The organism is Streptomyces echinatus (assembly GCF_014203595.1).
In the GTDB taxonomy this organism is placed as follows: Bacteria; Actinomycetota; Actinomycetes; order Streptomycetales; family Streptomycetaceae; genus Streptomyces; species Streptomyces echinatus.
The window spans coordinates 75,900-90,682 of record NZ_JACHJK010000020.1 but is presented as its reverse complement, the minus strand read 5'-3'; the positions used below and the strand labels follow the sequence as shown (position 1 = coordinate 90,682).

At 70.1% G+C, this 14,783-nt stretch carries 5 protein-coding genes; all 5 read left to right on the top strand.

Translation table 11 applies throughout. The annotated features are described in order from the left end of the window. Positions 1 to 636 precede the first annotated feature (636 nt). The 5 genes from FHS34_RS37175 to FHS34_RS37155 all read left to right on the top strand — a co-directional run bounded on the left by FHS34_RS37175 (position 637) and on the right by FHS34_RS37155 (position 14,771). Positions 637 to 4,398 carry a LamG-like jellyroll fold domain-containing protein gene (locus tag FHS34_RS37175; RefSeq protein WP_184973966.1) on the top strand — a complete coding sequence of 1,254 codons (3,762 nt, stop codon included), beginning with the start codon at positions 637 to 639 and terminating at the stop codon, positions 4,396 to 4,398. Positions 4,399 to 4,598: 200 nt separating this feature from the next. After that, positions 4,599 to 11,150 (top strand): RHS repeat domain-containing protein, encoded by a 6,552-nt coding sequence (locus FHS34_RS37170; protein WP_372478633.1) that lies wholly within the window; start codon positions 4,599 to 4,601, stop codon positions 11,148 to 11,150. 7 nt (positions 11,151 to 11,157) lie between these two features. Then, complete coding sequence (locus FHS34_RS37165) at positions 11,158 to 11,607, top strand: hypothetical protein (RefSeq protein WP_225817775.1); 450 nt, start codon at positions 11,158 to 11,160, stop codon at positions 11,605 to 11,607. A gap of 291 nt (positions 11,608 to 11,898) precedes the next feature. After that, on the top strand, positions 11,899 to 13,827 hold the full coding sequence (locus tag FHS34_RS37160; RefSeq protein WP_184973962.1) for a RiPP maturation radical SAM C-methyltransferase: 1,929 nt from the start codon (positions 11,899 to 11,901) through the stop codon (positions 13,825 to 13,827). Beyond that, positions 13,824 to 14,771 carry a TauD/TfdA family dioxygenase gene (locus tag FHS34_RS37155; protein ID WP_184973959.1) on the top strand — a complete coding sequence of 316 codons (948 nt, stop codon included), beginning with the start codon at positions 13,824 to 13,826 and terminating at the stop codon, positions 14,769 to 14,771. Before FHS34_RS37160 ends, FHS34_RS37155 begins: the two co-directional genes overlap by 4 nt. The last annotated feature ends 12 nt before the right edge of the window (positions 14,772 to 14,783 follow it).

Genomic DNA, 14,783 nt, shown 5'->3' with positions numbered 1-14,783 from the left:
GGCGGCGCGTGCGGCCGGCGGAGCGGATGCTCCGCCGCTCCCGGAACTCCCGTGACCGGCAACGCGGTTGGGCTCAGCGGCCAACAACCGCCGGTGCCGTGGGCGGACTGACAGGCGAGATCACCGTCGTCTTCCGACGCGAACGAGGTGGCCGCGAGGGCAACTTCACCGCCACCCCCGTAGGGCGTCGCGGACGACCGATGCCCGGGCCTGCCCACGTTCGCCGCCTCCCGCCCGCCCTGCGTCCCCGCCCCCTGCGTCACCCTTCGTTCCCGCTCCGTCCGGCCCGGCCTCCTCGGCTCCCCCTCTCGTGTCGCCGTTTCGGGGCGAACGATTCGGCCATCCTTGCGAGTTGAGTGCTGCCTCATGGCCGACCGCACCCCCGCAGGGAGATCACGCACGGCGATGAGCGGCTGCCCAGGCAGGGCCGAGGAGGGGATACGGGTACATGGAGTGATCTCTTCCGCAACCCGTCCGGGCGTTGAGAATCGGCCAGTTGGCCCGATGTGATGCAGCGCACACTTGAGGTTCCTTTGAATTTCTTATTACCTCTGTGGGCTTTGTGTGTCAGCTGTGACTTTCCGGGGTGGAGTTGTGAGCGATCAGCGGGGGCGCCGTGCCGACGGCGGACCGAGAATGAGAAGAAGACGGCCACGCTCAGTGGCTCTTGGGCTGGGAATCGTCCTGTCGTCGGCACTGCTCGTGCCCGCGACGACGGCCCGGGCCGAGGACGAGCCACGGCTGACGGCCGAACAGCAGGCGCTCTCCAAGGCGCAGGAGACCGGCGAGCGGGTCGAACTCCCCGGCCGGCGAACCGAACACACCACGGTGTTCGCCAACCCGGACGGCAGCTCCTTCCATCTGGAGGAGTCGTCCGTTCCGGTACGGGTGCGGAACGAGAACGGCGGCTGGCAGACCCCGGACCCGACCCTGGAGGTCCGGGCGGACGGCACGATCGCCCCCAAGGCCGCAGCGGTGGACATGGAGTTCTCCGGCGGCGGTAAGGACGACCCGCTGGTCAGGATCGCCGGGGAGGGGCGGTCGCTGGCCCTCGCCTGGCCGGGCGGGCTGCCGAAGCCGGAGCTCGACGGACCCAGCGCCCTCTACCCCGACGTCCTGCCCGACGTCGACCTCAAGGTGACGGCGTCCACCGAGGGCTTCCAGCACGTCCTCATCGTCAAGTCGCCCAAGGCCGCGGCCAGCCCCCGGCTGAAGCAGGTCACCTACGGTCTGAAGGCCTCGGGTCTGGACCTGCACGAGGGCAAGGCCGGCAACCTCATGGCCGTCGACGGCGACGGCCAGACCGTCTTCCGTGCGCCCCCGGCCCAGATGTGGGACTCCGCGGGTGACACGGCCGCGCCCGTCTCCCGGACCGCGACCGGGTCGGCCGCTCCCGGCCGTGGTGCGGCCGCGCGGACCGCCACGTCGCCGGCGAAGAACGCCACCCCGGCCGGTTCCACGCCGTCCGCCGCCGCGGGTTCCACGCCGCCCTCCGCCGCCGGTTCCACCGACCTCGCCGCCGCGGCCGCCGCCGAGTCCACCGAGCCCGGCGCCGGCGACAAGGTCGCCAAGATGGACGTCGAGATCACCAAGGACTCGCTGTCCGTCACCCCGGACGCGACCATGCTCGGCAAGACGGCCGCCGAGCACTACCCGCTGTTCATCGACCCGAACGTGACCTGGAGCGAGTCCGAGCGCACCCTGCTGCGCAGCGACGGCTACGAGTCCTACGGCTGGGGCAACGGTGACGACGGCCTGGGCAAGGGCGTCGGCAAGTGCGGCACCTGGAACTCGTACTACTGCGGTCCGGGCTATGTGCAGCGCCTGTACTTCGAGTTCTCGCCGGCCAGCCTCAAGGGCAAGCGGGTCCTCGACGCCACCTTCCGGGTGACCGAACCCTGGGCGTTCCAGTGCGACCCCCGCTGGGTCGACCTCGTGCGCACGGACAACATCTCCTCGTCCACCACCTGGTCGGGTCGCCCCAAGGAGCAGGACTGGATGGTCGACCGGCATGTCTCGGCCGGCCGCGGCTCGCTGTGCGACCCGGACTCGCCGGACGCACCGATCGAGTTCAACGACAACCCGGAAGAGTCGAACGAGAACCTCACCCCCACCGTGCGGGACTTCGCGGCCGGCAAGTTCTCCCGGCTGACCCTGGAGATCCGCGCGCACGACGAGGGCGACACCGGCGCCTGGAAGCGGTTCAAGAACGACGGCGTGCTCTCCGTGGACTTCGTCGGACTGCCCGCCAAGCCCACCTCGATCGGCGTCGTCACCGGCACCGGCACCGTGTGTGAGACCAAGGAGTCGGACCCGGCCATCGTCTCCAGCCCCGAACCCCTGCTCCGGGCCACCGCCCAGACCGCGTCCGGCGGTGAGAAGGACGCCCAGCTGCGAGTGGCCTTCGACGTCGACGCCAAGAGCGGCGACACCTGGACGGACGCTCCCATCGCGACGAACGGCGACATCCGGCCCTCGGCGCCCGCCTACGCCACGGACAACGCCGCCGTGTCGCTGACCTGGCCGAAGCTGACGGAGGGCACCCTCTACCGGTACCGGGCGTGGGTGCGGTCCTACTACAACAAGGGCGACAGCTACCTGGCCGGACCGTCGAACGCGTCCACGACCGGATGGTGCTACTTCAAGGTCGACCCGACGGCCCCCAAGGCGCCGCAGATCAGCGTCTCCTCGCCGTACACCCTGTGCACGACCAGCGACTGCACCGCGCACGGCGGCCCCGGCCAGAAGATGACCTTCACCTTCGCCAAGGGTGCGGCCGGTGACACCAACATCGCCGGCTATCAGTACAAGCTGAGCACGTCCGCGCCCTGGTCGTCGACGCTGCCCGCGAGCAAGCCGAACGTGACGGTCCTCCCCAACCACTCCGGCACCCTGCGCGTCTACGCCAGAGCCGTCGACAACGTCGGCAGCGGCCGGCCCGGCGCCCAGAACGTGGTCGACGTCCTGGTGGACGCGGGCCAGCGGGCCGTCGGACGCTGGCAGTTCGGCGAGAGCAGCGGCGCGGCCGTCGACTCGGCCGACGCGCCCGGCACCACCCGGCACGACGCCACCCTCGCCGGCGGCGCGACCCGGGACGACCGGGGCCGACGCGGACTGATCACCCATGACGCCTCCGGCGTACCGCTCGACGAGCCCGTGACCGACCGGGGCCTGTCCCTCGACGGCAGCACCGGCTACGCGGCCACCGGTGGCCCGGTGCTGGAGACCAGGTCGTCGTACACGCTCTCCGCCTGGACGAGGGTGAACCCCGGCCAGACGGGCACGGCCACGGTGCTCAGCCAGGACGGCGGCACCTACACCCCCTTCTACCTGTCCTACAACCTGGACGGTTCCGGGGCGTGGAGCATGCGGACGCTCACGTTGAACGGCACCACCCGCTCCTGGAGCACGGTGCGCGCCAAGCAGCCCACCCCGAGGGGCGTGTGGACACACGTCGCCGCCGTCTACGACGGTGAGACCAACAAGGTGGGGCTCTACCTCAACGGGGTGCTCCAGGCCGAGACGGACGCCGGCACTCCGTGGGCCGCGAGCGGTGCACTGCAGATCGGCCGGGCCAGGTGGCTCGGTGAGAACACCGACTACTTCAACGGCTCCGTCGACGAAGTGGCCGTCTGGCAGCGAGCCCTGGGCGACACGGAGATCGCCGACGAGGCCCGGCTGCTGACCTCGCAGGGCTTCGCGGGCGCCGAACTGGTCGCCGACTGGAGTGCCGACCGCGGCTCCGGCACCACCGTGGCGGACACCACCTCCGGTTACGGCAAGCAGCTCGGCCTGACCGGCGGAGCCTCGCTGGACGGCGAAGCCATCGTCCTGGACGGCGTGGACGACGCCGCCACCGCGAGCGGACCGATCGTCGACGACACCGGTTCTTTCACCGTGACCACGGCCGTGGAGCTGGACGGGGGCAAACTGGCCGGCAAGAGCGTCGGCTACACCGGACAGGTGCTGGGCCAGCGCACGGCCGACGGCTCCGGCTGGGGGCTGTGGTACGAGCTGACCGGCAAGGACACGGTGCTGGACGAGGAGACCGGCGAGGAGCGCACCGTCTCGTCCGGGAAGTGGCACTTCGGCCGGCTGCGCGCCGACGGCGGCTTCGACTCCGTCGTCTCCGACGAGGCCGCCGCCACCGACAGCGTCGTGCGTCTCACCGGCGTCTTCAACGCGCAGGACGGCACGTTGAGCCTCTACCTGGGCCACAACCAGAACGGTGACGACCTGGTGTTCACCGCGCAGGCGGGAAGCGGCGAGTTCGCGGTGGGCAAGGGCTTCACGGGCGGCGCCTGGAAGCACTACCTGCCCGGACGGATCGCGGAGGTCCGGCTGTGGGCCGGTGCCATGGCGAGCCCGGACCAGATCGACGCGCGCGTGGGCGACTGAGGGCGTGCGGGGCAGGGGCGGCGTCCCGACCGGCGCCGCCCCACCGTGACCGGGCGCGCGCGGCGCGCCCGGACCTGACGAAACAGCAGTCCGGCCGGGAGCCGGGGAGAACGGTGGGTCGAACGATGAGATTTGGCAGGGGCGCGTCACGCATACGGCGTGACGCGCGGCTCTTGACCGTGACGGTGTCACTGCTGTTGGTGGCACCTCTCGGCCTCGCCCCGACGGCAGAGGCGGCGACCGGCACCCATGGCCGGCCCGGCGTGCCCGACCAGCGCGTCAGCAAGGTCAGGGCGATCACCGGCCCGGGCGCGCAAGCGGCCCGGCGGAAAGCGGCCGAGTTCCGCGCGGCCAACGCCGAGCAGATCCGGCGCGGCGCCCAGGACCGCGAGGCGGCCTGGCCCAAGGCCGGCCGCGCCGACGTCACCCTCGACGGCGACCGGGCCGCCACGGCCGAGCCGGCCGACATCCCGGTCACGCTCCGCCCCGTCGGCACGGCGAGGTCCGCGACCGGCACGAAGCCGACGCCGGGCACGAAGCCGACGCCGGGCACGAAGGCCGAGCAGGGCTTGCGGTCCAAGCCGGGCTCGAAGGCCGAGCTGGGCTCGAAGGCCGGTGCGCGTGCTCAGAGCGGTCGTGCCCAGGTCCGGGTGCTGGACCAGAAGGCGGCCCGCCGGGCCGGCGTCACCGGTGTCCTGCTCACCGCCGGTACCGCCACCTCCGAGCGCGTCCGCGTCACCGTCGGCTACGACTCCTTCGCCGGCGCCATCGGAGGCGGCTGGGCGCAGCGGCTGCGCCTGGTTCAGCTGCCGGCCTGCGCCCTGACCACGCCGGACAAGGCGGAGTGCCGCCGGCAGACCCCGCTGAAGTCCGCGAACGACGTCAGCGCCCGCACGGTCTCCACCGAGATCCCGCGGCCCGCGACCTCCGCGCACCCGAGCGCGACCGGCAAGGGCGCCACGGCCGGCGCGCCCGCCGTGCTCGCCGTCACCGCCGCCGCGGCCGGCGCCGGTCAGTCACCGGCCGGCACCGGCGACTACTCCGCGACCGCCCTGTCCCCGGCCTCCACCTGGGAGGCGGGCGGCAGTTCCGGCTCCTTCACCTGGACGCACAAGTTCCCGCTGCCGCCCGCCGCGGCCGACCCGAGCCCGACGCTGACCCTCGGCTACGACTCCGGAAGCGTGGACGGCCGTACCGCCACGACCAACAACCAGGGCACCGCGGTCGGCGAGGGCTTCGGCCTGACCGACTCCTACATCGAGCGGACGTACGGCAGCTGCGACGACGACGGCCACACCGACGTCTTCGACCGCTGCTGGAAGTACGACAACGCCCGCCTCGTCCTGAACGGCAAGTCCACCCGGCTGATCAAGGACGACGACAACGGCCGCTGGCACCTGGAGGACGACGACGCCTCCAAGGTCACCCGGGGCACCGGCGCCGACAACGGCGACGACAACGGCGAGTTCTGGACCGTGACCACCGGCGACGGCACCAAGTACGTCTTCGGCCTGGACAAGCTCGACGGCGCCACCGACCAGCGCACCAACTCCACCTGGACCGTGCCCGTCTTCGGCGACGACGACAAGGAGCCCGGCTACGACAAGGGCGACGCCTTCGCCGACCGCGCACTGACCCAGGCCTGGCGGTGGAACCTCGACTACGTGGAGAACCCCAGGGGCAACGCCGCCACCTACTGGTACGCCGAGGAGACCAACCACTACCGGAAGAACAAGGCGGAGACCGCCGACACCGCCTACACGCGCGGCGGTTACCTCAAGGAGATCAAGTACGGCCTGCGCAAGGACGCACTGTTCACCGACGACGCCGACGCCAAGGTCACCTTCACGCACGCCGAGCGCTGCACCGCCACCGACTGCTCCTCGCTGACCAAGGACACCGCCAAGAACTGGCCGGACGTCCCCTTCGACGCGATCTGCTCCGACGGTGACAAGGAGTGCAACTCCGCCGGCCCCGCGTTCTTCACCCGTAAGCGTCTGACCGGCATCAGCACCTTCTCCTGGTCGGCCGCCGAGAGCACCTACAAGCCGGTGGACACCTGGGAGTTCGTGCAGAAGTACCTCGACGGCGGCGACATCGGCGACAGCAGCGACCAGACGCTCACACTGACCGAGCTGCGCCGGACGGCCAAGGCGGGCACCACGGAGATCGCCTCCGACCCCATCGGCTTCACCTACCAGATGCGCCCCAACCGGGTCGACGGCACCGACGACATCCTGCCCATGCACCGGCCGCGCATCGCCACCGTCACCTCCGAGACCGGCGCCGTGACCACGGTCACGCTGTCCCCCGAGGAGTGCGTGCGCAGCGCCGTCCTCAACGCCCCGCAGGACACCAACACCCGTTCCTGCTACCCGCAGTTCTGGAACATCAACGGAGCCGAGAAGGCCTCCGTGGACTGGTTCCACAAGTACCGGGTGCTGGCCGTGACCACGGCCGACCCGGCCGCGAACAACGTGGCGGTGGAGAACTCCTACGACTACTCCGGCGCCGCCTGGCACCACAACGACGACCCGTTCGTCCCCGCCGACGAGCGCACCTGGTCCGACTGGCGCGGATACCGCCAGGTCACCGTCTACAAGGGCGCGACCGGCACGACCCGCTCCAAGACCGTCTCCCTCTACCTGCAGGGCATGGACGGTGACAAGAAGGCGGACGGCACCAGCCGCTCGGTGGACGTCGCACCGCTGACCGCTCCCGGACTGGGCCTCGCCACCCTGGCCGACAGCCCCGAGTTCGCCGGCCAGCTGCGCGAGCGGGTCGTCTACGCGGGCTCGGCGCCCGTGACGGCCACCGCGAGCGAAGCCTGGTCCAAGGAGACCGCGCACCAGTCGGTGCCCGGCGCCGCCGACCACCGGGCCCGCTATGTGCGCCCCGCCAAGAACACCACGTACACCTATCTCACCGCACCGAAGAGCTGGCGCGCCCGCACCGTCTCCAACAGCTACGACGACTACGGCATGATCGTCTCGGCCGAGGACAGCGGTGACGCCGCCAAGAGCGGTGACGAGACCTGCACCCGCACCTGGTACGCACGCAACGACAGCGCCGGCATCACCGGCCTGGCCTCACGCGTCCGTACCGTCGGGAAGAACTGCTCGGTCGGCGACGGCTCGCTGGCGCTGCCCGCCGGCAGCGACAAGCGCGGCGACGTCCTGTCCGACACCGCCTCGGTGTTCGACGACCCGCAGGCGACCGGCTGGAAGGAGGACCAGGCGCCGACCAAGGGCCTGGTCACCTGGACGGGCCGGGCCACCGGCTACCCCGCCACGGCCGACGCGCAGGGCCTGCGCCGGCCCAGCGGCTGGCAGACCGTCAACACCACCGCCTACGACACGCTCGGCCGCACCACGGCCGTCACCGACGCCGACCACCAGACCACCCGCACCGAGTACACCCCGCCCGCGGCCGGTCCGCTGACCAAGACCGTGGTCATCAACGCCAAGCAGCACAAGACGACCACCTTCATCGACCCGCGCCGCGGCCAGCCCGACCGGACCTACGACGCGAACCTGAGGAAGACCGAACTCGCCTACGACGCGATGGGCAGGCTCACCGCGGTCTGGCTGCCCAACCGCAGCCGCACCGGCGGGGACGCCGCCAGCAGCACCTTCGCGTACAAGGTCAGCGCCTCCAAGCCGTCCTGGGTCGCCACCTCGAAGCTGAAGGCGGACGGCAAGACCTACACCACCACCTACGACCTGTATGACGCGCTGCTGCGCAAGCTGCAGAGCCAGTCGCCCACCCCGAGCGGCACCGGCCGCATCCTGACCGACACCCGCTACGACTCGCGCGGCCTGCCCTACGAGACGTACGCGGACATCTTCGACAACACCAGCACCCCCACGGGCACCTACACCCGTACCGAGTACGGCCAGTCGCCCACCCAGACGCGCACCACGTACGACGGCGCCGAACGGGAGATCAGCCGTGCCGTCTCCTTCTACGGAGAGCAGCGGTGGACCAGCAGCACCGAGTACACCGGTGACTCCACCGCCACCTCCGCCCTGAAGGGGGGCACCGCCCGCCGCACCATCGTGGACGCCCGGGGGCGGACCGTCGAAACCCGTGACTACGCGGCCCAGAGCCCCGCGGACCGGGACTACGGTGCCACCGTCGCCGCCGAGTTCACCGCCGTGCACACCGGATACACGCTGGACGACAAGGAACTGGACGTCACCGGCCCGGACGGCGCCAAGTGGTCCTACGGCTACGACCTGTTCGGCCGCCGCACCGACACCACCGACCCGGACAAGGGCGCGGCGCACACCGACTACAACGCCCTTGACCAGGTCGTGAAGGTCACGGACGCCAACAACAAGTCCGTGCTCACCGAGTACGACGAGATCGGCCGCATCACGGGCACCTGGGAGGGTTCCAAGACCGACGCGAACCGGCTCACCAAGCAGACCTACGACGAGGTCTCCAAGGGCAAGCCGTCGGAGTCGGTGCGCTACGTCGGCGGAGTGGCCGGCAAGGCGTACACCCGCAAGGTCACCCAGTACGACAGCCTCGACCGGGCGGTGGCCACCCAGCTGGTCCTGCCCGCCGACGACGCCCTGGTGAAGGCGGGCGTCCCGCCGACCCTGGACTTCAGCAGCTACTACAACCTCGACGGCACGCTGCAGAACACCAAGGAGCCGGCCCTCGGCGGACTGCCCGCCGAAACCGTGTCGTTCGGCTACACCGAACTCGCCCAGGTGAAGTCGGTGAGCGGCTCCACCGGCTACCTGCTGGACACCGACTACTCGATGCTCGGCCAGCCGCAGCAGCTGGTCCTGGGCACCACCAACACCGAGGACGCGAAGAAGACCTACGTCAACAACACCTTCGAGGAAGGAACGGGACGGCTGCTGCGCAGCTATGTCACCGACATCTCGCGGGGACTGATCCAGGACCTCAACTACACCTTCGACGACGCCGGCAACATCACCTCGGTCAGCGACCCGAGCACCGCCGCCGGCGCCAAGCCGGACACCCAGTGCTTCGCCTACGACGGCTTCCGCCGGCTCACCGACGCCTGGACCCCGGCCGCGGGCAAGTGCTCCGACACCCGCGCGGCCGGCTCGCTCGGCGGCCCCGCTCCGTACTGGAGCAGCTACACCTACACCGACGCCGGCCAGCGCAAGACCGAGACCGAGCACACCACCACCGGTGACACCACGACCACCGCGTGCTTCACCGGCACCGCGAAGCACGCCGTGACGGGCACCACCACCAAGGGCGACTGCACCAGCCCCGAACGCCTCTACGACTACGACAAGGCCGGCAACACCTGGCACCGTCCCGGCGCCTCGGGCAAGCAGGAGCTGACCTGGTCGGCGGAGGGCAGGCTCGGCAAGCTCACCGAGGGCACCAGGTCGACCGACTACGTCTACGACGCGGACGGCAACCTGCTGGTGCGCTCGGCGAGCGGCGGCGAGCGGGTCCTGTACGCCGGCTCGACCGAGATCCATCTCCGCAAGGACGGCACGACCTGGGCGCAGCGCCACTACGGCACCCAGGAACTGACCGTCGCCGTACGCACCAACCAGAGCGGAGCCAACAAGCTCTACTTCATCGCCGCCGACCACCACGGCACGGCGAGCCTGGCCGTCGAGTCCGGCAGCCAGGCCGTCACCCGGCGTCTGCTCAACGCCTTCGGCGAGGAACGCACGGGCAGTTGGGTGACCGACCGCGGCTTCCTCGGCAAGACACTGGACAAGGACACCGGCCTCACCCACATCGGCGCCCGTGAGTACGACGCCGGCCTCGGGCAGTTCATCAGCGTGGACCCGCTGCTGGAGACGGCCAAGCACCAGTCCCTGAACGGCTACGGCTACGCCGAGAACAACCCGGTCACCTTCTCCGACCCCAGTGGTCAGGGCTCGATCACGTGCACCATGGGCGTGGACTGCCCCGACGGCTGGGAGGAAACCGAGGAGAACGCGGCCTCGCCGTTCCCCGGCGGCAACTCGGGCGGCGGCGGAACCTCCGGGACGGCGGGATCGCCGTCGGTGATTCCCAGCGGTGGCATGCCCCCGGCGCTGCTCCAGCCGTACCAGACGGTGGTCCTGCTCATGGGACCGGACCCGCTGCCGGTGGAGTACAAGGAGAAGGGCGCGACGGCCAAGTTCCTCAGGATGATGATCGAGAGCCAGATGGCCAACCGCCCGATCGGTCACCTCGCCAACGACAACCACGGCGGCGACGGAAAGGTGAAGAGCGGCGGTCCCTGGAGTCTCGCCCTGCGCTGGCTGTGGGGCAGCCCCGAGCTGAAGAACACCACCAAGCAGGTGAACTTCGACGGGGACGACGAGATGACGCAGTACCTGATCAAGAGCACCAGCATGGCCGACGCCCGGGCGGCCGTCGCCGTGGAGTACGACCTGAAGGGCAAGAAGAGCGGCAGGGCCGACTACAGCGTCACGAAGAACCGCGAGGGCGAGGACCTCAATGCCCTGCAGATGGCCGGCGTCTACGTCTCCGACCTGGGCGGACTCGCCGTCGGCAAGGACGACCGCAAGGCCCAGGGCGTGCTCGGCTCCTACTCGCTGGAGTACCACGTCACCAAGACCAAGGGAGATACACTGACCGTCCAGTACAGGGCTTGGACCGACATCGACAACGAGTCGTTCATCCCGGGCCACGGCAAGTGGCAGCAGATCTTCAACAAGACGCCCCAGTACACCGGCGGCTATTTCGCCGGGTACCGCGTCGAGATCAAGTGGCAAGAGACGATCTACAAGTAGGCGGAACATGAAGGTGGTTCGTGGGGGCGCGACCGCCGTCACCGTCTTCGCCGTCCTCGGCACGGCCCTCCTGCTGGGGGGCTGTGCCGGCGACGGCCGGGACAAGCTCGCACCGCGACAGGTCGCCGGAGTCTGGGAGGGCTCCGGCGGCGGGCGCGTCGAGTTCCAGAGCGACGGCAGCTTCCGGATGTCGGGCATTCCACGCGGTGCCATCGAGTTCGGCTTCAGCAAACCCCCGCCGGGCAACGGCCGGCTGTCCGGGCGGGGCAACTGGGAACTGGAGGGCGACACCCGGCGCAGCGACAGCATCGAGCTGCGCTTCGCGGCCGGGGGCTCCTTCCGCGACGACTCGGAATCCACCCTCCTGCAGGTGGCGAAGGGCGGCGACCATCCGTCGCTCTATTTCGACACCAACTCCGACAAGGGGTACGGCTACGAGGTGCGCCGCACCGGCTGACCCCAAGCCCCCCCACCGGTCCGGGCCGCCGCGGTCCGCACTGCCGCCGCCCGGACCGGTTGGCCGGGACCGTGCACTTGCCGGCGGCTGAACGGGAGCCGCCGGCCGCTCCTTTCCAAGATCGGTATTCTCCGCGACGGCCCGGGGACCAGGGCGTACGTACGCGCCGGCAGCGCGGTCGCGCAGCGTCCGGCACGTGCGGGTGACAAATTTTCCCGTTGGCCTGAAACTCCCCTGTGGACGGATCAAGGCGCAACCTAGACTTCGGAGCAATCGCCACGGAGGTCTCTGTTGTTGCAGATCGCTCTGGTCAACATGCCTTTTGCCGACTGGAATCGCCCTTCCTTTGCCTTGGGGCAGTTGTCGACTCTCGTCCAACGGGAATTCGACGGCCGGGCGCGAGCGCGCGTGTGCTATCTCAACCAGGACATGGCCGAGTTTTTCGGGGCACGTCTGTACGAGTCCCTGTCGGTGAGTCACGACCATGTCGACACCGGTATCGGGGACTGGCTGTTCCGGCACATCGCCTTTCCCGGTGTGCCCGACACCACCGCTGAGTACTTCCAGCGGTACTACCGGGGCGCCCGGTGGGAGGTTTTCCGCGCGCAGATCCTGCGGGCCCGGGACGGGCTGCTCTCGTTCTGCGAGGAACTGATCGACCGGTACCGGCTCGACGAGGCCGACATCGTGGGCTTCAGCTCCATGTTCGCCCAGCATGTCCCGAGCATGGCCCTGGCCCGGCTGATCAAGGAGCGCAACCCGCGCGGCCTCGTGGTCCTGGGCGGCGCCAACTGCGAGGCACCCATGGGGGCGGTGGTCGCCGAGCACGTCCCGGCGGTCGACTTCGTGTTCTCCGGTCCGGCGCTGACCACCTTCGGGGAATTCGTGCAGTGCGTGCTGGACGACGACGTGGAACGGGCCGACGCGGTTCCCGGTATCCTCTCCAGCCGAAACTGCGGAAACCCCCGCTTTCGCGCGGCCATCGGCGCGGAACGGGACATCGACGACTTCTTCCTGCCCGACTACGCCAGCTTTTTCGACGCGCTCGACGACCATGCGGAGCTGCGGCGCACCGGGACCAGCGAACCGATTCTCTTCTTCGAGACGTCCCGCGGTTGCTGGTGGGGACAGCGTTCGCACTGCACATTCTGCGGGCTGAACGGTGAGAGCATGGCCTTTCGTGCCATGGCGCCCGATCTGGCCGTCGAGCAGTTCACCTGGCTTTTCGGTTTCGCGCCGGAGTACACGTCTTTCTTCTGTACCGACAACGTGATGCCGCGCAATTACCCGCGCGAGGTCTTTCCACGGCTGGACCCGCCGCCGGGCACGGAGATCTTCTACGAGGTGAAGCTCCCCCTGAGCCGTCAGGACCTGCGGGCCATGACGGACGCCGGCGTCACCGTCGTACAGCCCGGCATCGAAGCGCTGGCGTCGTCCACGCTGAAGCTCATGGGGAAGGGGACCACCGCCTTCCAGAACCTGCAGTTCCTCAAGAACTGCGCGGAGTTCGGCATCCGACCGGAGTGGAACCTGCTGATCGGCTTCCCCGGCGAGGACCCCGCGGTCTACCGCAAGTACGCCGAGGAGCTGAGGGACTTCGCCCACCTCATACCCCCGCACGGCGTCTACATGGTCCGCTTCGACCGCTTCAGCCCCTACTTCAAGCGGAGCGACGAGTACGGACTCTCGCTCAAGCCGGTGGACTACTACGCGCTCACCTACCCCTTCGACGAGGCGGCCCTGTCCGACCTCGCCTACTTCTTCGCCGACCAGAACCTCGCGGAGTACATGCTCAACGCGGTCGAGCGGCATGACGAGCTGAGCCGGCTGGTGGCCGAGTGGCGTGCGGCCTGGGACGGCGAGCGGGGAGCGGAACTGCGCCTGGTCGCCGACGACGACGGCGGCCTCGCCGTCCGGGACTCCCGCTCCGGTGTCCTGCGGGTGCATCCGGTCGACGCGGCGACCGGCCGGCTGCTGCGCCGGCTGTCCTCGCCGGCCAAGCCCGACCAGCTGGCCCGGGACTGGCCGGAGGGCCCCGACGACCTCAGCGAACGCCTCGCCGATCTCGCCGGCCACCGCTTCCTCTTCACGGAGAACGGCCGGGTACTGAGCCTGGTGCTGACCGAGTCGGACGACGGATCCGAGGAGCCGTCCGACGAGGGGGCCGTGGGGACCGGTGTCAGGCGCCTGCTGCCGCTGCTGTCGGAGGCGTCACGATGACCGGTGGAACACCGGTACTGCCGGTCGTCGTGGAGGGAGACGGCGGCCCGCCCGCCGAGCGGCTGCACGCCGACCGGGAGGCACTGCGGGCCGCCCTGCGGCAACGGGGCGCGCTGCTGCTGCGCGGCTTCGACGTCCGCGGCCCGGACGGCTTCGCGGACGCGGTGCGCGCCCTGTCCGGTGAGCCACTGCCCTACACCGAACGCTCCTCACCACGCAGCGTCGTCAAGGGACACGTCTACACCTCCACGGACTATCCGCCCGGCGAAGAGATCTTCCTGCACAACGAGAACTCGTACCAGGCGAGTTGGCCGCTCACGCTGTACTTCCACTGTGTCCGGCCCCCACTGACCCAGGGCGCCACCCCGCTGGCCGACACCCGGCGCGTGCTCGCGGCCGTCGACGACGACGTCCGCGAGGAGTTCACCAGGCGCGGCTGGACGGTCGTACGCAACTACGGCGATCTGGTCGGACTGCCCTGGCAGGAGGCTTTCGGCAGCGACGACCGCGCACACGTCGAGCGGTACTGCCGGGAGCGGGACATCGCGGCGCAATGGCTGCCCGGCGGAGGACTGCGCACCAGCGCGGTGCGCGCGGCCGTGCACCGGCACCCTGTCACCGGGGAGCCGGTGTGGTTCAACCACGCGACCGTCTTCCACGCCACCACACTGCCGAAGAGCGTACGGCTGGGGCTGCTGGAGATGCTGGGCGAGGAGAACCTGCCGAGCCAGACGTACTACGGCGACGGCGCGCCCATCCCGGACGACGTGCTGGACCATCTCCGGGCCTGCTACCGAGGCGCCTCGACCCGCTTCGACTACCGCGCCGACGACATCCTGGTGATCGACAACATGCTGGTCGCGCACGGCCGTGAGCCGTTCACCGGCCCCCGCCGGATCTCGGTCGCCATGGCCGAGCCGCACACCGGTGACCGACCGGCGTAAGGAAGGGAAGTC

Coding starts and splice junctions, on each gene's coding strand:
- FHS34_RS37175 (WP_184973966.1), top strand. CDS start 637: ATGAGAAGAAGACGGCCACGCTCAGTGGCTCTTGGGCTGGGAATCGTC.
- FHS34_RS37155 (WP_184973959.1), top strand. CDS start 13,824: ATGACCGGTGGAACACCGGTACTGCCGGTCGTCGTGGAGGGAGACGGC.
- FHS34_RS37165 (WP_225817775.1), top strand. CDS start 11,158: ATGAAGGTGGTTCGTGGGGGCGCGACCGCCGTCACCGTCTTCGCCGTC.